The organism is Pseudaminobacter salicylatoxidans, from assembly GCF_003148475.1.
Taxonomy (GTDB): Bacteria; Pseudomonadota; Alphaproteobacteria; order Rhizobiales; family Rhizobiaceae; genus Pseudaminobacter; species Pseudaminobacter salicylatoxidans.
This window is the reverse complement of sequence record NZ_QGGG01000016.1, coordinates 74,505-96,869: the sequence shown is the minus strand read 5'-3', so window position 1 is coordinate 96,869 and position 22,365 is coordinate 74,505. Positions and strand designations below refer to the sequence as shown.

Annotated in this window: 19 protein-coding genes, 1 tRNA gene and 1 riboswitch; of the genes, 16 read left to right on the top strand and 4 right to left on the bottom strand. The window is 65.1% G+C overall.

Going from position 1 to position 22,365, the window contains the following annotated elements; translation table 11 throughout:
- Nucleotides 1-86 precede the first annotated feature (86 nt).
- A riboswitch (TPP riboswitch) is annotated at nt 87-203 on the bottom strand.
- A gap of 138 nt (nt 204-341) precedes the next feature.
- Nucleotides 342-2,156, bottom strand: a complete 1,815-nt coding sequence (gene lepA, locus C7441_RS19610) for a translation elongation factor 4 (RefSeq protein ID WP_109614313.1) — start codon at nt 2,154-2,156, stop codon at nt 342-344.
- A 221-nt stretch (nt 2,157-2,377) separates the two neighbouring features.
- Between lepA and C7441_RS19605 the strand changes: the two genes are divergently transcribed.
- Nucleotides 2,378-5,821, top strand: coding sequence for a class I SAM-dependent DNA methyltransferase (locus tag C7441_RS19605; protein ID WP_109614312.1), 3,444 nt, complete (start codon nt 2,378-2,380; stop codon nt 5,819-5,821).
- A 21-nt stretch (nt 5,822-5,842) separates the two neighbouring features.
- Here the strand turns inward: C7441_RS19605 and C7441_RS19600 are convergent, their stop codons facing one another.
- Nucleotides 5,843-6,883 (bottom strand): phosphatidylglycerol lysyltransferase domain-containing protein, encoded by a 1,041-nt coding sequence (locus C7441_RS19600; RefSeq protein ID WP_109614311.1) that lies wholly within the window; start codon nt 6,881-6,883, stop codon nt 5,843-5,845.
- Between the two features lie 149 nt (nt 6,884-7,032).
- Here C7441_RS19600 and C7441_RS19595 point away from each other — a divergent pair, with 149 nt between their 5' ends.
- Nucleotides 7,033-8,175: a flavin-containing monooxygenase gene (locus tag C7441_RS19595; protein WP_170125198.1), complete on the top strand. Its 1,143-nt coding sequence runs from the start codon at nt 7,033-7,035 to the stop codon at nt 8,173-8,175.
- 7 nt (nt 8,176-8,182) lie between these two features.
- Here C7441_RS19595 and C7441_RS19590 read toward each other — a convergent pair whose 3' ends face one another.
- Nucleotides 8,183-8,887, bottom strand: a complete 705-nt coding sequence (locus C7441_RS19590; protein WP_019171948.1) for an SDR family oxidoreductase — start codon at nt 8,885-8,887, stop codon at nt 8,183-8,185.
- 225 nt (nt 8,888-9,112) lie between these two features.
- Between C7441_RS19590 and C7441_RS19585 the strand changes: the two genes are divergently transcribed.
- From C7441_RS19585 to C7441_RS19575, 3 genes are all read left to right on the top strand, one after another.
- The gene (locus C7441_RS19585; RefSeq protein ID WP_019171949.1) at nt 9,113-9,451 is read left to right on the top strand and encodes a hypothetical protein; all 339 of its coding nucleotides are present in this window, start codon (nt 9,113-9,115) and stop codon (nt 9,449-9,451) included.
- A gap of 188 nt (nt 9,452-9,639) precedes the next feature.
- The gene (locus C7441_RS19580; RefSeq protein WP_019171950.1) at nt 9,640-10,362 is read left to right on the top strand and encodes a phosphatase PAP2 family protein; all 723 of its coding nucleotides are present in this window, start codon (nt 9,640-9,642) and stop codon (nt 10,360-10,362) included.
- Nucleotides 10,363-10,519: 157 nt separating this feature from the next.
- A complete protein-coding gene (locus C7441_RS19575; RefSeq protein ID WP_109614309.1) occupies nt 10,520-11,263 on the top strand; it encodes a DUF899 domain-containing protein in 744 nt (247 codons plus the stop codon).
- 126 nt (nt 11,264-11,389) lie between these two features.
- Here the strand turns inward: C7441_RS19575 and C7441_RS19570 are convergent, their stop codons facing one another.
- Entirely contained in the window at nt 11,390-12,196 is an 807-nt protein-coding gene (locus tag C7441_RS19570) for an undecaprenyl-diphosphate phosphatase (RefSeq protein ID WP_109614308.1), read from the bottom strand.
- Between the two features lie 153 nt (nt 12,197-12,349).
- Here C7441_RS19570 and C7441_RS19565 point away from each other — a divergent pair, with 153 nt between their 5' ends.
- From C7441_RS19565 to C7441_RS19515, 11 genes are all read left to right on the top strand, one after another.
- Nucleotides 12,350-13,042: a glutathione S-transferase family protein gene (locus C7441_RS19565; protein WP_109614307.1), complete on the top strand. Its 693-nt coding sequence runs from the start codon at nt 12,350-12,352 to the stop codon at nt 13,040-13,042.
- Nucleotides 13,023-14,198: a tRNA epoxyqueuosine(34) reductase QueG gene (gene queG / locus C7441_RS19560; RefSeq protein WP_109614306.1), complete on the top strand. Its 1,176-nt coding sequence runs from the start codon at nt 13,023-13,025 to the stop codon at nt 14,196-14,198. Before C7441_RS19565 ends, queG begins: the two co-directional genes overlap by 20 nt.
- A gap of 14 nt (nt 14,199-14,212) precedes the next feature.
- Complete coding sequence (locus C7441_RS19555) at nt 14,213-15,121, top strand: SDR family oxidoreductase (protein WP_109614305.1); 909 nt, start codon at nt 14,213-14,215, stop codon at nt 15,119-15,121.
- Between the two features lie 98 nt (nt 15,122-15,219).
- A complete protein-coding gene (gene mepA / locus C7441_RS19550; protein ID WP_244916207.1) occupies nt 15,220-16,284 on the top strand; it encodes a penicillin-insensitive murein endopeptidase in 1,065 nt (354 codons plus the stop codon).
- Nucleotides 16,285-16,489: 205 nt separating this feature from the next.
- On the top strand, nt 16,490-16,873 hold the full coding sequence (locus C7441_RS19545; protein ID WP_019171957.1) for a methylglyoxal synthase: 384 nt from the start codon (nt 16,490-16,492) through the stop codon (nt 16,871-16,873).
- 20 nt (nt 16,874-16,893) lie between these two features.
- Complete coding sequence (locus C7441_RS19540; RefSeq protein WP_019171958.1) at nt 16,894-17,919, top strand: glucokinase; 1,026 nt, start codon at nt 16,894-16,896, stop codon at nt 17,917-17,919.
- A gap of 154 nt (nt 17,920-18,073) precedes the next feature.
- A complete protein-coding gene (locus C7441_RS19535; RefSeq protein WP_170125197.1) occupies nt 18,074-19,915 on the top strand; it encodes an ABC transporter ATP-binding protein in 1,842 nt (613 codons plus the stop codon).
- Complete coding sequence (gene dapB, locus C7441_RS19530) at nt 19,912-20,724, top strand: 4-hydroxy-tetrahydrodipicolinate reductase (RefSeq protein WP_109614302.1); 813 nt, start codon at nt 19,912-19,914, stop codon at nt 20,722-20,724. Before C7441_RS19535 ends, dapB begins: the two co-directional genes overlap by 4 nt.
- 106 nt (nt 20,725-20,830) lie before the next feature.
- Nucleotides 20,831-21,451, top strand: a complete 621-nt coding sequence (locus C7441_RS19525) for a 2,3-bisphosphoglycerate-dependent phosphoglycerate mutase (protein WP_019171961.1) — start codon at nt 20,831-20,833, stop codon at nt 21,449-21,451.
- Between the two features lie 330 nt (nt 21,452-21,781).
- A tRNA-Leu gene (locus C7441_RS19520) sits at nt 21,782-21,866 on the top strand.
- 252 nt (nt 21,867-22,118) lie between these two features.
- Entirely contained in the window at nt 22,119-22,361 is a 243-nt protein-coding gene (locus tag C7441_RS19515; protein WP_019171962.1) for a hypothetical protein, read from the top strand.
- Nucleotides 22,362-22,365: the final 4 nt, after the last annotated feature.

Genomic DNA, 22,365 nt, shown 5'->3' with positions numbered 1-22,365 from the left:
TGCTGGCCGGGCAAACGGCCTCGACGCGGAACGGGGAACGTATCGGAGTTTTCGACATGGCGGCCTCACATAAAGAGACCGGCAAAGGAGATAGCTTGAGCCGTCCCTTCGCCGGAATGACCCGGATCAGGTTCAAAGGGTCACTGCGCTGCCTGCGGCCGTCAGTATCTCAGCCCCCTGTCGGGGCACCCCTCGGTGTGCATTCAAGCTATCGGAATATTTCGGGAATGGCCAGCCCCCGGTCACGGACGCCACGGCCATGGACAAGGCCGGAATGAAAAGGCCCCGCAAGGCGGGGCCAAATGGCGAGGCTCTCCCTCATGGGCACGAAGCGGAAGGGACTAATTGTCGCCCATCTTGAGCGCCTGGATGAACGCTTCCTGCGGGATGTCCACCTTGCCGAACTGGCGCATGCGCTTCTTGCCCTCCTTCTGCTTTTCGAGGAGCTTGCGCTTGCGCGACACGTCGCCGCCATAGCACTTGGCGGTCACATCCTTGCGCAGCGCCGAAATGGTTTCGCGCGCGATGATGCGCCCGCCGATGGCCGCCTGGATCGGGATCTTGAACATGTGCTGCGGGATCAGCTCCTTCAGCTTCTCGCACATGACGCGGCCGCGCTTTTCGGCCGCCGTGCGGTGCACCAGCATGGAAAGCGCGTCCACCGGCTCGTCATTGACGAGGATCGACATCTTCACCAGATCGCCTTCGCGATAGTCGGTGAGGTGATAGTCGAAGGAGGCATAGCCCTTGGAGATCGACTTCAGCCGGTCGTAGAAATCGAAGACGACTTCGTTGAGCGGCAGGTCGTAGACCAGCATGGCGCGCTTGCCGACATAGGACAGGTCGGCCTGGATGCCGCGGCGGTCCTGGCACAGCTTCAGGATGCCACCGAGATATTCGTCGGGCGTGAGGATGGTGGCGCGAATCCACGGCTCCTCGATATGGTCGATCTTGACCACGTCGGGCATGTCGGCCGGGTTGTGCAGCTCCTTCACCGTGCCGTCGGTCATGACCATGCGGTAGACGACGGAGGGAGCGGTGGCGATCAGGTCGAGATTGAACTCGCGCTCCAGCCGCTCCTGGATGATTTCGAGGTGCAGCAGGCCGAGGAAGCCGCAGCGGAAGCCGAAGCCGAGCGCGGCCGAGGTTTCCATCTCGTAGGAGAAGGAAGCGTCGTTGAGACGCAGCTTGCCCATGGCGCCGCGCAAATCCTCGAAGTCGGCGGCATCGACCGGGAACAGGCCGCAGAACACGACCGGCTGCGCCGGCTTGAAGCCCGGCAGCGCCTGTTGGGTGGGGCGGCGGTCTTCGGTGATGGTGTCGCCGACGCGGGTGTCGGCCACCTCCTTGATGGAAGCGGTGATGAAGCCGAATTCACCGGGGCCGATCTCGTCAGCCTGTATCATCTTGGGCGTGAAGAAGCCCGTACGCTCGACCGGATATTTCGCGCCGGTGCCCATCATGCGGATGGTCTGGCCCTTCTTCAGCACGCCGTCGATGACGCGGACCAGAACGATGACGCCCAGATAAGCGTCGTACCAGCTGTCGACCAGCATGGCCTTGAGCGGCGCCTTGGCGTCGCCCTCGCGCGGCGGCGGAAGCTGGGCGACGATCGCCTCCAGCACGTCCTCGATGCCGATACCGGTCTTGGCCGAGATCATCACGGCCTGGGAGGCGTCGATGCCGATGACTTCCTCGACCTGCTCCTTGATGCGCTCAGGCTCTGCGGCGGGCAGGTCGATCTTGTTCAGGACCACGACGATTTCGTGGTTGTTGTCGATCGCCTGGTAGACATTGGCCAGTGTCTGCGCCTCGACGCCTTGCGAGGCATCGACGACCAGTAGGGACCCCTCGCAGGCCGAGAGGCTGCGCGACACTTCATAGGCGAAGTCGACATGGCCGGGCGTGTCGATAAGGTTGAGGATATAATCCTCGCCGTTCCTGGCGCGGTAGTTCAGGCGCACGGTCTGCGCCTTGATGGTGATGCCGCGCTCCTTCTCGATATCCATATTATCGAGAACCTGCTCCTTGCCGGCCATCTCGCGCGAGTCGAGGCCCCCGGTCATCTGGATGAGCCGGTCGGCAAGCGTGGATTTGCCATGGTCGATATGGGCGACGATGGAGAAATTGCGGATGTGGTCGAGCGCTGTGGTCATGATCGCGCATTTAGCAGGGCGCGCAAGGCTTCACAAGCGCAGCCGCGCAAGCACTGTAGCTGAAAATATCTCCCCCGCGATCAATCAAAAGTTGCATTTTACAATTATACTACCTTAGGTAATAGCGGATAGATTCAGGATCGGCGGCGGAGCGCGGGCGTGCGGCAGGGGTGCCGCCGCCCGAAGGGGGTTTTGCGCTTCGCGTTTCCAGGGAGGGGGCCGTGGAGATCGAGGCATTTATTGCCCGCTGGACCGCGCGAGAAGGTGGCGCGGAGCGGGCCAACTACCAGATGTTCCTGACCGAATTGTGCGACATGATCGGCGTTGCGCGGCCGGACCCGGCCGAGGCGGAGCGCGAATTCAACGACTATGTGTTCGAGCGCGCGGTGCGCCGGCGCGAAAGCGACCCAATTGCCGCCAGCAAACGCATCGACCTCTACAAGAAGGGCTGCTTCATCCTGGAGGCCAAGCAGTCGCGCCTGCCGGGCGGCAAGAACGCCATTCCCGGCCAGCCGCCCGCGCCGGCATCGGAGGCGGAACAGCTTGGCCGCAGGACTGTGGCGCGCGGCTGGGACGTGATGATGCAGAATGCCCGCCGGCAGGCGGAAAACTATGTCTTCCTGCTCGACGCAGACCACGCGGCGCCGCCCTTCATCCTCACCTGCGATGTCGGCCACGCGCTGGAGATCTATGCCGATTTCACCGGCACCGGGCGCGCCTACAGCCAGTTTCCGGACCGCAAGGGCTTCCGCATCTATCTGGAGGACCTGCGCAAACCCGACACCCGCGAACTGCTGGCGAAAATCTGGACCGATCCGGCAAGCCTCGACCCGGCGCGGGAATCGGCCCGCGTGACGCGCGAAATCGCCGCCCGGCTGGCCGAAGTGAGCAAGGCGCTGGAGGCCGACCACCCGGCCGAGGAGGTGGCGCATTTCCTGATGCGCTGCATCTTCACCATGTTCGCGGAGGATGTGGACCTGCTGCCGCGCGGCGAGTTCGCGAAAATGCTCGGCGACTGCCTGGAAAGCCCCGGCGCGTTCGTGCCGCTCGTCGAGGAACTGTGGGCCAAGATGGACGAGCCATCGCATGAGCGTCGCTTCTTTTCGGCGTTCCGCACGCATCTTCGGCATTTCAACGGCAACCTGTTCAGGAACGCGCGCGCCTTTCCGCTCGGGCGCGAGGAAATCGGCGAACTGCTGGCGGCCGCGAAGGCGAAATGGACGGAAGTGGACCCGGCCATCTTCGGCACGCTTCTGGAGCAGGCGCTGGACCGGCGTGAACGCAAGAAACTCGGAGCGCATTACACGCCGCGCGCCTATGTGCAGCGGCTGGTCGAGGTGACCGTGATGGAGCCGCTGCGCGGCGACTGGCAAAGGGCGCTGACCAAGGCCGAAGCCGCCAAGGAGGAAGGCGAGGAAAAGCGGGCAATCGAGATCGTGCGCGACTTCCATCACCGGCTCTGCGCGACGCGGGTGCTCGACCCGGCCTGCGGTACCGGCAATTTCCTCTATGTCAGCCTCGAACTGATGAAGAAGCTGGAGGGCGAGGTGCTGGAAACTCTTGCCCGTCTCGGCGTGCCGGAAAGCCTCGGGCTGGAGCATGAGACGGTCGATCCGCACCAGTTCCTCGGGCTGGAGCTGAACCCGCGCGCGGCGGCGATCGCCGAACTGGTGGTGTGGATCGGCTATCTGCAGCAGCATTATCGCAACCGCACCGGCCACCCCGCCGAGCCGATATTGCGCGCTTTCAGGAACATCAATTTCGGCCGCCGCGAGGGCTATGACGCGGTGCTGACCTGGGACGGCTGTCCGCTTGCCAGTGTGGAGGAAAAAGACGGCAAGCGCATCGAGACCTGTCCGAATGCGCGCCGGCCGGACTGGCCGGAGGCGGAATTCATCGTCGGCAACCCGCCATTCATCGGCGGCAAGGACATCCGTTCGCGATTGGGCTCCGGCTATGCGCAAGCGCTCTGGAGCGCGCACCGCCACATGAACGAAAGCGCCGATTTCGTCATGTACTGGTGGGACCGCGCGGCCGAGCTTCTGACACGCAGGAAGACGCCGCTGCGACGCTTCGGCCTCGTTACGACCAATTCGATCAGCCAGGTCTTTCAGCGCCGGGTGATGGAAAGGCACCTGAACGCGAAAGCGCCGATCAGCCTGATCTTCGCCATTCCCGATCATCCATGGACCAGGGCCACCCGCGACAGCGCGGCGGTGCGGATCGCCATGACCGTATGCGAGGCGGGCAGGAAGGATGGAGGAGTCTGCGAGACGGTCGCCGAAACGCTTCTCGATACGGACGATCCGAGGATCGAGCTCTCGACGCGGGTGGGGTCGATCAATCCTGACCTAAGCATCGGCGTCGATGCGACCAAAGCTCTGCCGTTGCGAGGCAATGTAGGCATATGCTCACCCGGCGTGAAGCTTCATGGCGCCGGCTTCATCGTCCAGCCCTCGGAGGCCGAGCATCTGGGACTTGGTTCCCGCCCCGGTCTCGAAAAGCATATCAGGCCATACCGAAACGGGCGCGACCTGACCTCGCGGTCACGCGGCGCGATGGTGATAGATCTGTTCGGCAAGTCGGGTGAAAAGGTACGGCGCGAGTTTCCCGAAGTCTATCAGCACTTGATCCAGACGGTGAAAGCAAAACGACAGGAGCAATTCCACAAATCTCCTACCAAGGATGCGCTGACATATCTGGAAAACTGGTGGATTTTCGGCAAACCTCGGAGCGAGCTTCGTCCCGCGCTTGCCGGTCTCGGCCGCTATATCGCGACCGTCGAGACGGCCAAGCACCGCGTTTTTCAGTTTCTCGACGCCTCGATACTCGCCGACAACATGATCGTGGTGATGGCGAGCGACGACGCTGCAACACTCTCCATTCTTTCCAGCCGAATTCATACCGCATGGGCACCGATTGTCGGCGGCTGGCTGGGCTATGGCAACGATCCGCGCTATTCCAAATCACGATGCTTCGATCCCTTCCCCTTCCCCGATCCGGGGCAGGACCTTCGCCAAAAACTTCGCGCGGACGGTGAGGAACTGGACGCCACGCGCAAGAGGGTTTTGGCCGACAATCCCGACCTGACGCTGACCGGCCTTTACAATGTGCTGGAAAGGCTGAAGGCGCTTCGGCCCGGCGAAAAGCTTTCCGGCAAGGAGGAGGACGTGAAGGCGCGCGGGCTCGTCCTCATCCTGAAAGAACTGCACGAGACGATCGACCGGCTGTCGGCGCAAGCCTATGGCTGGCCGGCCGATCTGGCCGACGAGCAGATATTGGAGCGGCTGGTGGCGCTGAACGCCGAGCGGGCGCGGGAGGAAGCCGCTGGCCATGTGCGCTGGCTGCGGCCCGAATACCAGATACCGCGTTTTGCCAAAGGTGCCGCCGCCAGAACCGGCGCGCTGGATTTTGGCGAAAATGTCGTCGCAATCGACAAGGCGCTGCCCGCATGGCCTTCGGACCGCTACGAACAGCCGCTGGCGGTGGAGGCGGTGCTGTCGGCGGCAGGACGGCCCATGGAAGCTCTGGAAATCGCCCGTGGCTTCCGCAGGGGCGGCAGGAGAACCGAGCACCGCGTCGCGCAGGTGCTTGTCACCCTTGCCCGCTACGGCCGCGTCACGCACCTGCCGGGCAACCGCTTCGCCGCGCGCAAGGCAGCATGAGTCAAATCCGGGCGGTGGGAATCAGATCGCCTTGCACAGCCGCAAAAGCGCGGTCATGCCGAAGGGCGAGCCCCGGCGGAAAGCGATGAAGGTCGCCTCCTCCTCGCCGTGGAAGCGGCGCTTGAAGGCGGCTTGCCCCTGCACGTTGAAGATGCGGCTGTTGACGCGGCGCGAGGCATAGGCGCGCTCGAACATGGCGCGCCAGAAGCGGCTTTCACGAAAGCCCGTGTCCTCGATGCCGGCAAGCGGCGAGAGGCCAAGCGTGACCTGCCCATGGCCTTCCTTGCGGAAACGGTCGACCGCGAATTTCGTCAGGCCGATCTCGGCATGCGGCGTGGTGTCGGCGAATTTGCGCTTGAAGGCGGTGGTGTAGCCCAGGATTTCGCCATCCCGGAACATCGGGTCGAAATCGAGCAGCGCCACGGCCCTGCCGTCCGGATCGAGCAGCATGAAACGGCGCATGGCATCACCCAGCCCGACCTTGAACGGCCGGTTGAGGAAGGTCATCTCACGGCGTTTGACGATGCGCTCGGCGCGCCACTGCGCCGAAAGGCTCTCGACATGGACGCGCGAGGCGGTGTCGCCGTCGTCCTCGACGATCGCATAGCCGCGCTTGAACAGCCAGCGTTCGGAATAGCGCACCGTCTCGTTGCGCGTGCCGGAAAAGTCGTGCGTGGCAAGCACCAGGCGCGTGTCGATGCCGGCATGGTTGACCTGATAGCCGAACCCGGCGAGCGCCTGCGCCGTCCGGCGCCCGACCTGCACGAACCATGGGTCGCCTGCCGCCGCCACGAAGCGGCGGATGTAATCGGCCCGCGCGGCCGCCGGCGCGACCGGATCGCCCAGGACGAAATGCCGGCCCATCTTGGTGGCAAAGGCGATATAGCCCTCGTCGTCGCCGAAATAGGAAAGGCCGCCTTGCACGGCCGTCGAATAGGCGAGCGAGAAATCGCCATGGCTGCGCACCAGGCGCAGGCGTGCCTCCGGCGCCAGATCCATGCGAGGCACCGGGGCGGCTCTCCCGTCGAGATAGGCGTCGAATGTCTTGCGCAGTGAGGGCATGTGTCGTTTCCTGCCCGACGCTCTATCCGAAAGCACGGTAAGGCGAAAGATCATTGTCGGTCGGCCCAAGTCTTGCCCAAAACAGGCGCTTGTTCCACAAGGAACAGAACCTGCGCCGATCCCGGCGCCGCAATTCCAGCGAGAACGACATGTCTTCCACGGATGCCGAACGGGTCATCGTCATCGGGGCGGGCGCGGCCGGCATGGCAAGCGCCCATGCACTGCGCGAACAGGGGCTGCCAGCCGTGATCCTCGAACAGGAGGCGCGGATCGGCGAACCGTGGCGGCGGCGGCATGGCAACCTGACGCTCAACACCCACCGCGATCTCTCGGCCATGCCGGGAACCTCCTTTCCCAAGGGGACGCCGGCCTTTCCCCATCGCGACCAGCTGGTAGCGCATCTGACGGCCTTCGGCGAAGGCCAGAACCTGCCGATCGAATATGGCATACGGGTGGACGCAATCTCCCGCGCGGACAAATTGTGGACGGTCCATGCCAATGGCCATGCCTGGACGGCACGCGACGTGGTGGTGGCGACCGGCCGTGACAAACACCCCTACATGCCGCAATGGAAGGGCGCCGAGACATTCGGCGGCCGGTTGATCCACGCCGCCGATTTCGGCGAGGCGGCGGCCCATGCCGGCAAGTCGGTGCTGGTGATCGGCGCCGGCAATTCCGGCTTCGACCTTCTCAACCATCTCATCCGTGTGCAGACCGGCCAGCTCTGGCTTGCCGCGCGCAACGGGCCGGCGATCCTGCCCAAGCGCATCGCCAAGGTGGCCGTGCACAAATTCTCACCCATCACCGCTTCCCTGCCCAACCGGCTCGCGGATTTCGTGGTGGCGACGACCCAGCGGCTGATATGGGGCGACATGACCCGCTACGGCCTGCCCAAAGCGCCGGGCGGCGGCGTCAGCCGCCTGCGCTCCGACTACACCGCAATCGCCGCAGACGACGGCGCGATGAACGCAATCAAGGCCGGACGCATCAAGGTCGTGCCGACGGTGCACGCGTTCCACACCGACGGCACGGTGGTGCTCAGCGACGGGCAAACGGTTCAGCCGGACGTGACCATCGCCGCGACAGGCTACCGCACCGGGCTCGAGGGGCTTGTCGGCGCATTCGGCGTGCTGGACGAGAAGGGGTTTCCGCTCGTCAACGGCGCCGACCATCCCGACGCGCCGGGCCTGTGGTTCCTCGGCATGCGGCCAAGCATTCGCGGCTGCTTCCGGGAGTCGGTGCGGCAGGCCGACAGCATCGCCAGGGCGATCCTGCGCAACCGCCGCCGATAAGGCTCCCTTACACCGAGCGCGTGATGCCGCCGTCCACCCGGATGTTCTGGCCGGTGATGTAGCTCGATTTGTCGCTGGCGAGGAAGGCGATCAGCTCCGACACTTCCCCGACGCGGCCATAGCGGCCCATGGGAATGCGTGCGCGGCGATCCCCGGCCTCTGGCAGACTGTCGATGAAGCCGGGCAGCACATTGTTCATGCGTACATTCTCGGACGCATATTTGTCGGCAAACAGTTTTGTGAAGGCGGCAAGGCCTGCGCGAAACACCCCCGATGTCGGGAACAGCGCTTCCGGCTCGAAGGCGGCGTAGGTCGAGATATTGACGATGGAGCCCGACTTCTGCGCCTGCATGACCGGCGTGACGAGGCGCGCCATGCGCACGGCATTCAGGAGGTAGGTTTCCATGCCCAGATGCCAGTCGTCGTCGCTGATCTCCAGGATCGGGGCGCGGGGCCCGTGGCCGGCGCTGTTGACCACGGCGTCGATGCGGCCCCATTTCTCCACAGTCGCGTCCACGAGCCGCTTGAGGTCGTCGTTGGAGCGATTGGAGCCGGTGACACCGATGCCGCCGAGTTCCTTCGCCAGCGCCTCGCCCTTGCCGGAAGAGGACAGGATGGCGACCTTGAAGCCGTCCTGCGCCAGCTTGCGCGCGGCATCCGCGCCCATGCCGCTGCCGCCGGCGGTGATGATGGCGGTCTTCAGTTCGCTCATATTGGTTTTCCCCGGATTACAGCCACGCGCAGGCGGCGTTGTCGTCGCCACGACAGCTAAGCGCGGGACGGCGGGCCAGGCAAGGGCTGGACCAGCAACCGAGACGCAACTGGCGTGAGGGAAGGCACCTTGACGGCATCGGGTCTTTATACGACAGATCGCGCAACGGGCCGGATTGAAGCGGTGCCATGGGGCCTTTCCGCGCCATGCCCGGTGGAGACCGACTTGACCCTATCCGGCTTCCTGCAGCTCGTCGCCTCGACGGTGATCTTCCTGTTTGCCGCAACCTGCGCGAAATCCTGGGCGCTGGCGCCAAGCATGCCGAAACTGGCGCTGACGTTGATACTCTATTCGGCCGGCAACCTCGTAATGCTGCGGCTGGTGCGCGAATTCGGCATGGCCTCGGCCTTCAGCCTCTCGGCCATCATCCAGCTCGTCGCCATCAATGTGATCGCGCTGGCCTTTTTCGGCGAGCGGCTGACGGCGCTGCAAAGCGGCGGCATCGTGCTCGCCATCCTTGCGGTGGGGCTGATCACCCTCGGACCCCAGGCCGGCGGGCAATAAGTTTTCGCCTCGGCGATGGCCAAGGCGACTTGGCTGCCTATCTAGAGTCCGATGATGTTTCGAGAAAACATCATCGGACTCTATCTATTTGTTTGAGCATGATCTTTTCCGAAAACCGGTTTTCCACTTTTCGGGATCATGCTCCAAGTCCTGCATCTCTGCCAGCGACAAAGCATCTGGGAGCCTTCATGAAGACAGCGCCATCCGGCCTACTCGGCAAGGTCGAGTTCACCGTGCTGCTGGCCGCGATCATCGTGACGGCGGGACTTTGGGGGTTCGTGGAGCTGATGGAGGTGGCGCGCGACAGCGCCCCGCACGGCTTCGACACCGAAATCCTGCTGGCGCTGCGCAGGCCGGGCGACCTGGCGACGCCGATCGGACCGCACTGGCTGCAGGACGCCATGCGCGACCTGACCAGCCTCGGCGGCGTGGCGGTGCTGACGCTCATCACTATCGTCGTGATCGGCTATCTGCTGGTGGTGCGGCAGGCGCGGACGGCGCTCTTCGTCTTCGTAGCCATAGCCGGCGGGCAGGTGCTGGGCAGCCTGCTGAAACTCGGCATCGACCGCCCCCGTCCCGACATCGTGCCGCATCTGGTGCAGGTGCAGACGCTGAGCTTTCCCAGCGGCCATGCGATGATGTCGGCCGTCATCTATCTGACGCTCGGCGCGCTGCTGGCGCAGACGCTGCACGACCGCGCCACCCGCATCTATGTGCTGGCGGTGGCGGTGCTGGCGACGCTGATCGTCGGCCTGAGCCGGCTCTATCTGGGCGTGCACTGGCCTTCCGACGTCGCCGCGGGCTGGTGCATCGGCGCGGCCTGGGCAATGCTGTGCTGGCTCGTCGCCCGCTGGCTGCGCCGCCGTGCGGCGATTTCCGATCGCGCCGCGCATCCTGAGCATTCACAATAACCGTTCCGCACTTGACAGGGAATGCCGTCCGGCTCATATTTAACCTATAAGTTAAATACAAAGCCGGTCTTTGCACATCCGGAAGGAACCGGCCCGGTGCCTGGAAGTTTCCGGAGCAAAGGCGAAATCCCATCCCAGCGGATCGCAGGAGGAAGACATGCAACCGCACAGGATCGTATCCCAGCAGGAATGGATGGAAGCGCAGAAGGCGCATCTGGTGAAGGAGAAGGAATATACCCGTCATCGCGACCGGCTGAACGCCGAGCGGCAGGCGCTGCCCTGGACGCGCGTGGACAAGGATTATGCGTTCGACACGCCGCAGGGCCGCAAGACGCTGGAGGAACTGTTCGACGGACGCAGCCAGCTGGTCGTCATTCACTTCATGCTCGGCCCGGACTGGGAAGCGGGCTGCGTCGGCTGCTCGTTCGGCGCCGACCATCTCGACGGCCCGATCCAGCACCTGAAGCATCATGACGTGACGGTGGTGGCGGTTTCGCGCGCGCCATTGCCGCAGATCGAGGCCTACAAGAAGCGCATGGGCTGGAAGTTCGACTGGGTGTCGTCCTTCGGTAGCGACTTCAACTACGATTTCGGCGTCTCATTCCACAAGGAAGACATCGCCAACGGCACCGCGATCTACAATTTCGCGCCGCTCGATTTCGAGATGGACGAGTTGCATGGCCTGACCGTGTTCTACAAGGACGCGGACGGCAACATCTACCGCACCTTCTCGCAATATGCGCGCGGCGACGAGGACAGGATCAGCACCTATGTCTTCCTCGACCGCACGCCCAAGGGCCGCAACGAGAAAGACACCATGGACTGGGTGAAGCGCCACGACGAATATCCCGACGAAGACAAGACCGTCGCGGCGATGCTGACGTCGTCCTGCTGCGGGTGAGCGGCTTTTACTGATTAGCTTGCGTGGCCTTGTACCCCCGCTCCTGGCCCCTCCCTTGCGAGAGGGGTCAGGGGTGGGTATTTTCGGGTGCGGCCGAGCAGACAGGTAGCCGCCGGTCAGGGAAAATCAGCCCCAGACCAGCAACGCGACCAGACCCGCGCCGCCGACCGCCAGCCGCCACCAGGCAAACAGCGCATAGCCATGGCGCGAGACATAATCGAGCAGCCAGCGCACGACGATGACGGCCATGACGAAGGCCGCGATGAAGCCCGTGGCGATGATGGGCAGGTCGGCCGCCGTCAGGATGTCGCGGTTCTTGAACAGGTCATAGGCAAAGGCGCCCGCCATGGTGGGCATGGCGAGGAAGAACGAGAACTCGGCCGCCGAGCGCTTGTCGGCCCCCATGAGCAGCGCACCGACGATGGTGGAGCCCGAGCGTGACGTGCCGGGGATCATCGCCAGGCACTGGAAGAAGCCGATGGCGAGGCACACCGGCAGCGGAAAATCCATCGCTTCGTGATATGTCGGCTTCAGTGGCAGCTTGTCGACCCACAGGAGCACCAAGCCGCCAAGGATGAGCATGATGCAGATCAGCATCGGCGTCTCGAACAGCACTGTCTTGATGAAGCCATGCGCCAGCGCGCCGATGACGGCCGCCGGCAGGAAGGCGATCAGGATGCCGAACACGAAGCGCCGCGCCCGCGGCGAACTGGGCAGGTCGGTGGCGATCTTCCACAGCCGGCCGAAATAGACGGTCAGGATCGCCAGGATCGCACCGAGCTGGATCAACACCTCGAAGGCCTTGCCGGTGGACTGGAAACCCAGGAAATGCCCGGCAAGCAGGATGTGCCCGGTAGAGGAAACCGGGATGAATTCGGTCAGCCCCTCGAGCAGACCAAGCAGCAGGGCTTCGGCAATGGTTTGATGTTCCATCAGGTTCTCAACGATGCGGGGAATTGTGAGGCTTGCTTGTCATGGCGCCGAACTGTCCCTATACGGATGCGCCATGACAGCCTCGTGAATCGGGCTTAAATAGAACTACCGGCGCGGCCGAAAAATGACCAGCGCAGTTTTCTCCAAGGAACCATGCTGACACTTTTTCACCACCCCATGTTCGCTTCCTGCCGCTTCGTCCGCCTCGCCTTCGGCGAGTATGGCGAGGAGCTGGCGCTGATCGAGGAAAAGCCGTGGGCGCGGCGCAGGGAATTCCTGTCGCTCAACCCCGCCGGCACCTTGCCGGTGCTGCTGGCGGAGGGCGACGTGCCGATCATCGGCGCCAGCGTGATCGCCGAATATCTGGACGAGACGCGCGGCGTCTTGAAGCGCGAGCGGCGGCTGTTTGCCGAGGACCCGATGGCGCGCGCCGAAATCCGCCGGCTGGTGGACTGGTATCTGGTCAAGACCGAGAGCGAAGTGACCAAGCATCTCGTGCGCGAGCGCGTGCTGAAGCCGCTGATGCCCAACGAGATGGGCGGCGGCTCGCCCGATTCGGGCGCGATCCGCGCCGCGCGCTCCAATATCCGCCAGCACATGAAATACACCAACTGGCTGGCCGGCACCCGCCATTGGCTGGCCGGCCCGCGCATGACCTATGCCGACCTCGCCGCCGCCGCCGCCATTTCGGTGCTCGACTATCTGGGCGAGATCGACTGGAACGGCCACGCCGCCGCGCGCGACTGGTACACGCGCGTGAAATCGCGCCCCTCTTTCCGTCCGCTGCTCGGCGACCGCGTGCGCGGCATCTCGCCGGTGTCTCACTATGCGGACCTCGACTTCTGACATAGCCGCCAGGGCGAAGCCCGAGCCGGGCCAGCGCCTGCGGCAGATGATCGAGCGCGAGGCCCGCAATGCCGGCTTTGCCGCCATCGCCGTCACCTCGCCCGAGGCGATCCCGCAGGCCCCTGCCCGGCTGGCGCAGTTCCTGACCGAAGGGCTTCACGGCTCGATGGGCTGGATGGCCGAAACCTTCGAGCGGCGCAGCGCGCCGAAGACGCTGTGGCCGGAGGTGCGCTCCATCGTCGTGCTGGCGATGAACTACGGCCCCGACCACGATCCGCGCGCCTTGCAGCAGCAGGCCGGGCGCGGCGCGATCTCGGTCTATGCCCGCAACCGCGACTACCACGATGTCATCAAGGGCCGGCTGAAGGAACTGGCCGGCAAGATCGTGGCGCGCGCCGGCGGCGACGTGAAAGTCTTCGTCGATACCGCGCCGGTGATGGAAAAGCCGCTGGCGCAGGCCGCCGGCATCGGCTGGCAGGGCAAGCACACCAATCTCGTAAGCCGCGAGTTCGGTTCCTGGCTGTTCCTCGGCACCATCTTCACCACGGCCGAGATCGCGCCCGACCAGCCGGACATCGACCATTGCGGCTCGTGCCGCGCCTGCCTCGACGCCTGCCCGACGCACGCCTTTCCCGCCCCCTACCGGATCGATGCGCGCCGCTGCATCTCCTACCTCACCATCGAGAACAAGGGGCCGATCCCGCATGAATTCCGCGCGGCGCTGGGCAACCGCATCTATGGCTGCGACGACTGCCTCGCCGCCTGCCCGTGGAACAAGTTCGCGCAGGCCGCTGCGGAAGCGAAGCTCGCCGCCCGCGACGATCTTCTGGCGCCGAAGCTGGCGGATTTCCTGGCCATGGATGACCCGGCCTTCCGCACCTTCTTTTCGGGCTCGCCGGTCAAGCGCATCGGCCGCGACCGCTTTGTCCGCAACGTGCTGATCGCCGCTGGCAATTCGGGCGATGACGCGCTGGCTGCCCCTTGCGAAAGCCTGCTTGACGATCCCTCGCCGCTGGTGCGTGGTGCGGCCGTGTGGGCGCTGTCGCGCCTGATGCGGTCGCCGGACTTCGCGAGGCTCGCGGCGGCACGGCAAAACACGGAAAGCGACGCAGAAGTGCGTCGGGAATGGGCATTGGCGACCGGCCAGCCGGATTGAAGCGGGGAGCGTGCATGAGCGCGATAAAAATGTTCATCTTCGGAGCCGGCTATTCGGGTAAGGCGACCGGCCGGGCCAGGCCCGAAACGGGCATTCGCCTCGCCGGAACCACGCGCTCGCCCGAAAAATTCGAGGCACTGCGGCAGGCGGGCATCGAGCCTTTCGCCTTCGACGGGGCGCTGACCGGGGAACTGTCCGCCGGGCTCGCCGGAACGACCCACCTGCTGATCTCCATCGCACCCGACGAGGCGGGCGACCCGGTGCTGAACGCGGCACGCGAGAAGATCCTGCACGGCATGCCGGAGTTGCGATGGATCGGCTATCTCTCCACTGTCGGCGTCTATGGCGACCATGGCGGCGGCTGGGTGGACGAGGCGGCCGAATGCCGGCCGGTGTCGCGCCGCTCGATCATGCGGCTGGAAGCGGAAAGGCAATGGCAGGCGCTGGGCGTGGAGGCCGGACTGCCGATTGCGGTGCTGCGGCTTTCGGGCATCTACGGCCCCGGCCGCAACGCGCTGGTGAACCTCGCCAACGGCACCGCCAAGCGCCTCATCAAACAGGGACAGGTGTTCAACCGCATCCATGGCGAGGACATTGCCGGCGCCGTCTGGCATCTTGCGGGGCGCGATCTGGGCGGGGTCTTCAACGTCACCGACGACATGCCGGCGCCGCCGCAGGACGTGGTAACTTATGCCGCCGGGCTGATGGGTGCGACACCGCCGCCGGAAATTCCCTTCGAGACCGCCCAACTTTCGCCCATGGCGCGGTCTTTCTATGGCGAGAACAAACGCGTTTCCAACGCGGCGCTGAAGGCCGCCGGCTATCGGTTCCGCTATCCCGACTATCGCGCCGCCTTCGATGCGATGTGGGCGGCCGGCAACTGGAGCGAGGGTGAGCCACGCAGCGCCATGAAGCGCGGATAAGCCGACCGGCCAAAACCGGGCGGTGACAGTCGTTTACGTTTCGCTAAGCAAGTCGTCCCAAGCTTGTCGGCAAGGGGCCGGACCGGATGGATATGCGTATGAAAACTTTCTTGACGGCGGCAACCCGCCTCGCGGCGGCGGCAGTCGCGGCATTCGCCCTTTCCGGCTTCGAGGCGCCGGGCGCCCATGCCGAGGAACTGGCCAAGAACCTGTTCGGCGCGCAGAAACTTCCCTCCGTCGCGCAGCCCCGTTCCTATGGCTTCTATTCCAAGGGCTGTTTTTCCGGCGGCATGGCGATCGCCACTGATGGTCCGACCTGGCAGGCGATGCGCCTGTCGCGCAACCGGCGCTGGGGTCATCCGACGATGATCCGGCTGATCGAGAGACTGTCACACGACGCCGTGGCCGATGGCTGGCCGGGGCTGCTGCTGGGCGACATCTCGCAGCCGCGCGGCGGGCCGATGCTGACCGGCCATGCCTCGCACCAGATAGGCCTCGACGCCGACATCTGGTTCACGCCGATGCCCGACCGGCGGCTGACGCCGACCGAGCGCGAGAACATGAGCGCGACCTCGCTGGTCAATCCGAAAACCCACCGGGTGATCGACCGGCTGTGGACGCCCGCCCATGAGCGGCTGCTGAAACGCGCCGCGAGCTACCCGGAAGTCGAGCGCATTCTGGTCAATCCGGGTATCAAGAAAAAGCTTTGCGACACGGTGACGGGCGACCGCTCGTGGTTGCACAAGATCCGCCCCTTCTGGGGCCACGACTATCATTTCCATGTCCGCATCGGCTGCCAGCCGGGCTCCACCGGCTGCAAGGCGCAGGAACCGACGCCGAAGAGCGACGGCTGCGACAAGTCGCTGGCCTGGTGGTTCACCGAGGAGCCGTGGCGGCCCGCCACCGGACCGCAGAAGCCGCGCGCCCGCGACGTGATGACCATGGCGAGCCTGCCCAAGGAATGCCGCGTCGTGCTGACCCAGCCCGAGCCGGTTTCGGAAGCGGCCGTGACGCTTGGCGGTTTCGGCGCCACGACGGTGGCCGATGCGCCGGCGCCTTCCGCGCCGCAGGTGGAACTTGGCCAGCCGCCGGTTCCGGCCAGCGCCTTCGCGCCGACGCCGGTCAAGCGCCCGCCGCTGCCCGTGCAGCGCCCGGCGCGCTGAGGGCGTCCGCAGGGCCGCCGCATGGGGAGGCGACCCGCCCAGCCCTGCACCCCTAACCTTCCGACGTGGAGGAGGGACGGTTTCGTCGTCATCGCCACCAAAACCGGTGAAAGGACCCGGCGGTCATGACGGAAAGGCCCCTTTCGCAGTCCGCGATCCTTGGTTATAGATTTCAACCGATTTAACTCCAGCAACCGGCTGTCAGATGACATCTCCGCTGCGACTGGCGCTGATCGCGCATGACGAAAAGAAGGCCGACATGGTCAGCTTCGCGATTGCGCATGCGGATTTTCTCGCCGCCTGCGATCTCGTCGCCACCGGCACGACCGGCCGGCGGGTGATGGATGAATGCCCGCAGTTGAAGGTAAAATGCCTGAAGAGCGGCCCGCTGGGCGGTGACCAGCAGATCGGCGCGCTGATCGCCGAGAAGAAGATCGATGCCGTGATTTTCTTCGTTGATCCGCTGACGCCGATGCCGCATGACGTGGATGTGAAGGCGCTGATGCGTCTGGCGATCGTTTACGACATACCGCTGGCGCTGAACCATGCCACAGCCGAGATGCTGGCCAGAAGGCTGAGCCAGCCGTGAATTTGGGGATTTTGACCGGAATGCCTTTTGCCCGCGACGAGGACGCCATCCTGCAGTTTCCCATCCTGATCGGCGACATCGGCGGTACCAATGCCCGTTTCGCCATCATCGTGGACGCCAATTCCGAGCCCGGCGAGACGCGCGTGGTGCAGACGGCGGACTATGCCACCATCGACGACGCCATCCAGCAGGCGGTGCTGGACCACACCTCGCTCAGCCCGCGCTCGGCCGTGCTGGCGGTGGCGGGGCCGGTGGACGGCGACGAAATCCCCCTCACCAACTGCCCCTGGGTGGTGCGCCCGAAAGCGATGTTCGAGACACTCGGTTTCTCCGACGTGGTGGTGCTGAACGATTTCGAGGCGCAGGCGCTGGCGGTTGCATCGCTCGGCGAAGAGCACCTGGAAAAGATCGGCCCCGGCGAGCCGGAAGAAAATGCCGGCCGCGTGGTGCTCGGGCCCGGCACCGGGCTCGGCGTCGCCGGGCTGATCCACGCCTGCCGCAAATGGATACCCGTGCCGGGCGAAGGCGGCCACATGGACATCGGCCCGCGCACCGACCGCGACCGCGAGATCTTTCCGCATCTGGAGCCGATCGAGGGCCGCATCTCGGGCGAGCAGATCCTGTGCGGGCGCGGACTGGTCAACGCTTACCGGGCAATCGCCACGGCAGACGGCAAGGAAGCGCGCTTCACCACGCCGGCCGAAATCACCGCCGCCGCGCTGGAAAAATCCGACGCCGTGGCCGAGGAAGCGCTCGACTTCTTCGTCACCTGCCTTGGCCGCACCGCCGGCGATCTTGCGCTGGTGTTCATGAGCCGCGGCGGCGTCTACCTCACCGGAGGCATCGCCCAGAAGATCGTGCCGGCGCTGAAATCCGGCAGCTTCCGCGCCGCATTCGAGGACAAGGCGCCGCATGGGGCGCTGATGCGCGACATGCCGGTCTATGTCATCACCCACCCGCTGGCGGCGCTGAACGGCCTTGCCGCCTATGCACGCATCCCGTCACGTTTCGGGGTGGAGACGACGGGGCGGCGCTGGCGGTCATAAGACCGCCGCAGTTGCGGGCCAAGCGCGGCGGCGATGCCATCACGATGAAGTTTCGCGCCTGCCCATAGGCAAGCGGGCGCGATGACGCTATTAGGAGCGCCGGGTGGCGGCGCGTGGCGCCGTCCGGCATCGCAACGCACGGACAGATCCGAATTTGAGCCTCTTCAAGAAGAAACGCACGAAAGTCGATCGCGGCGAGATCATCGCGGTCATCAGGCGCATCCTGGCGGAAAACGGCCACGAATATGTGTGGTCCTATGTCGTCGCCGCGCTGTGCATGGTGGCGGTGGCGCTGACCACGGCGTTTCCCGCCTACATCATGCGCGATGTGATCGACGATCTGTTCTACAACCAGCGCAGCGATCTCATCACGCTCATCAGCCTGTCGATCGTCGCGGCATTCGTGGTGCGCGGCGTGGCCGGCTACGCGCAGGCGGTGATCCTGGCCAAGGTCGGCAACAATCTCGTCGCCCGCTACCAGCGGCGCATCTTCGACCATCTGATGAGGCTCGATGTCGGCTTCTTCACCGGAAACCGCTCAGGCCATCTGGCCGCCCAGATCAACCAGAATGTCGGCGGCATACGCGACCTGCTGTCGCTGACGCTCTCGGCAGTTGCGCGCGACCTCGTCTCGCTGATTGCGCTGGTGACGGTGATGGTGGTGCAGAACCCCATGCTGTCGCTGGTCGCCTTCCTCATCGGCCCGCCGCTGATCATTTCGGTCAACTACCTGATGCGCCGCCTGCGCGCCGTGACCCGGCAGGCCGTGGAGATCAACTCGCGGCTGATCGGCTCCATGCAGGAGGCGACGCAGGGCATCGCCGTGGTGAAGGCCTTCACCATGGAGGACCAGCTCTCGCAGCGCATGGGCGAGATGATCGACCACGCCGAGGAGCGCTCCAACAAGATCGCCCGCGTTTCGGAGCGCATGACGCCGATCTCCGAAATCCTGGCGGGCGTGGCGGTCGCGGCCGTCATCGCCTATGCAGGCTACCGCACCGCCGGCGGCGGCGCGCCGCCCGGCTCCATCGTTTCCTTCATCACGGCGCTGCTTCTGGCCTATGACCCCGTGCGCCGCCTTGCCCGCCTGCAGGTCGGGCTGGAACGCTCGCTGGTCAATGCGCGCATGATCTATGAAATCCTCGACCTCGAACCGCAGCAGGGCGATGCGCCGGGCGCGGCCGAGCTGAAGGTCGGCAAGGGCGAGGTGCGCTTCGACCGCGTCTCCTTCACCTATGCCGGCACCGGCGGACCGGTGCTGAGCGAGGTGAGCTTCGTGGCCGAAGCCGGCAAGACGACGGCCATCGTCGGCGCCTCGGGTGCCGGCAAGACGACGGTGACGGCGCTGCTGGAACGCTTCTACGACCTCGATACCGGCAAGATCACCATCGACGGACAGGACATCTCCAGGGTCACCAAGCAGTCGCTGCGCAACTCGATCGCCTATGTCTCGCAGCAGCCCTATCTGTTCGAGGGCACGATTGCCGACAACATCCGCTACGGCCGCGCCGACGCGGCGGACGCGGAAATCCGTTCGGCCGCCGACCAGGCCGCAGCGGACGACTTCATCCGCCAGCAGCCGCAGGGCTACGACACGCCCGTGGGCGAAAACGGCGTGACGCTTTCGGGCGGCCAGCGCCAGCGCGTCTCGATCGCGCGGGCACTGGTGCGCAACGCGCCGATCCTGCTTCTGGACGAGGCGACCTCGGCGCTCGACAACGAGTCGGAAGCGCGCGTGCAGGAAGCGCTGACCACGGCGATGCAGGGGCGCACCACCATCGTCATCGCGCACAGGCTCTCGACGGTCATCAATGCCGACAGCATCATCGTGATGGAGGCCGGCCGCGTGATCGAGCAAGGCACGCATGAAGAATTGCTGGCCAGGCCGCAGGGCACCTATGCCCGCTTCTATCGCCTGCAGAACAAGAAGGGGCTGGAACTGGTGGACGATACCGTCGCCATGCCAGCGGCGGATCTCGAGGGAGAAAACGCATGAGCGACATGGGTCTTGTCGTCGTCGGCGCCGGCGGGCGCATGGGCCAGACGCTGATCCGCACCGCGCATTCCATGCCGGGCGTGCGGGTGGCCGGAGCGGTGGAGCGCAAGGGCTCGCCGCATGTCGGTCTCGACGCGGGCGAACTCGCGGGTCTCGGCAGGATCGGCGTGACGATCACCGACGACCCGGTGCCGGCCTTCGCCAAGGCCGATGGCGTTCTGGACTTCACCGCCCCGGCGGCGACGGTCGAATTCGCCGGCTATGCCGCGCAGGCGCGCATCGTGCACGTCATCGGCACCACCGGCTTCACACAGGAGAACGAAGCCGGGATCGCGGCGGCGGCCCGCCACGCAACAATCGTCAAATCCGGCAATATGAGCCTGGGCGTCAATCTGCTGGCGGTGCTGGTGGAGCAGGCCGCGCAGGCGCTGGACCCGGAGGATTTCGACATCGAGATTCTTGAAATGCACCATCGCCACAAGGTCGATGCGCCGTCCGGCACGGCGCTGTTGCTGGGCGAAGCCGCCGCCGCCGGGCGCGGCATCCGTCTTGGCGAGCACAGCGTGCGCGTGCGTGACGGCCACACCGGCCCGCGCAAGGAGGGCGACATCGGCTTCGCCACGCTGCGCGGCGGCTCCGTCGTGGGCGACCACTCCGTCATCCTTGCCGGCGTCGGCGAACGCATCACGCTGTCGCACAATGCCGAGGACCGCGCCATCTTCGCGCGCGGCGCGGTGAAGGCCGCGCTCTGGGCGCATGGCCGCAAGCCGGGCCTCTATTCCATGCGCGACGTGCTCGGCCTTTCCTAGAGCACGATCCCGAAGTGGAAACCGACTTTCGGAAAAGATCGTGCTCAAACAAATAGATAGAGCCTGACCCGCTCGCCGTTCTCATACCCAAGGGAGACACAAACACATGACCCGAACCCTCGTGCTCGTCCGCCACGGCCAGAGCGAATGGAACATGAAGAACCTGTTCACCGGCTGGCGCGACGTGGAACTCAGCGCGCAGGGCGAGGCGGAGGCCAAGGCGGCGGGCGCCCGGCTCGCCGAACGCGGCTTCAAGTTCGACATCGCCTTCACCTCGGCGCTGAAGCGGGCGCAGAACACCTGCCAGCACATTCTCGACGCCACCGGCCAGAGCGACCTGAAGACCGTGCGCAACCAGGCGCTGAACGAGCGCGACTATGGCGACCTCAACGGTCTCAACAAGGACGACGCCCGCGCCAAGTGGGGCGAGGAGCAGGTGCATGTGTGGCGCCGCTCATACGACACCCCACCGCCCGGCGGCGAAAGCCTGAAGGACACGGGCGCGCGCGTGTGGCCCTACTACATGCATGAGATGCAGCCGCATGTGCTGCGCGGCGGGACCGTGCTGGTGGCCGCGCACGGCAATTCGCTGCGTGCGCTGATCATGGCGCTTGAGGGGATTTCGGGCGAGGACATCGTCAAGCTCGAACTCGCCACCGGCGTGCCGATGATCTACCGGCTGAACGCCGATTCGACCGTGGCGTCGAAGGAAATCCTTTCGGCCTGAGCGCCGTGTCGCCTTCGCATATTGAAAGCCCGGCCGCCCGCCGGGCTTTTTGCTTTTCGGGCGGCGCGATGATTCGCCGCGCAAAGCCGGCAAGCGATTCGGCTGACCTTACGGCACCTTTCATCGCGCCCCACCAGGCAATTCGCATGACTTCTGCCGTCGCCGCCAAACTGCGACAAAATCACCGTTTTTACGCCTTCCGACTGCCGCTCCCACGTCGATACGGGACTTTGAACGACCGGCCCACAGCATCTTTCGATCATGGCGAGGTTTTTTGCCGAAAGCGCGTTGACAGCGCCCCGCTGTCCGCTTACATCGGCGGCACACCTAGCCCAGGTGGCGGAATTGGTAGACGCGCACGGTTCAGGTCCGTGTGCCGCAAGGCGTGGAGGTTCGAGTCCTCTCCTGGGCACCATCCGGCTTCTCAGCCGGATTGCCTGTGTTCCGCGCCAATTCGGAAGCCTGGTATATCGAGTATCCCCAGAGACATCTTCAGGCGATCGGTCCCGTCGATACCTTTCTCGACGCTTTTCCGGCGACCGGTATCCATGTCGCGGCAGCCCTAAAATTTCCGCATTGATCGCGGAAGGGTGCGCCGGCCCATGACAGGCAATCGGCATCGAAGCCGGATCGGCATTTCTTCCTCGCGACGCGAGTCGGAAGCGGAATGACAAGACTGAGAATCGAGAAGTTCATCAACGGCGAGCGCGAGACGACCGTCAACGTACCGCTCTTCGCCGTCCGCGCGCTCAACGCCGTGCTGCCCAGCAGCGCCCTCGGCTCGCTCGGCATGCACGGCATCGATCTCTCGAAAATCCTCGAAGCCAAGCGCAGCGGCGCGGCCTATTCCACCACGCTCGACCTGCACGAGCACGGCGTGGCCAAAACGGTCGTCGTTTCCCTCGCCTGACGCC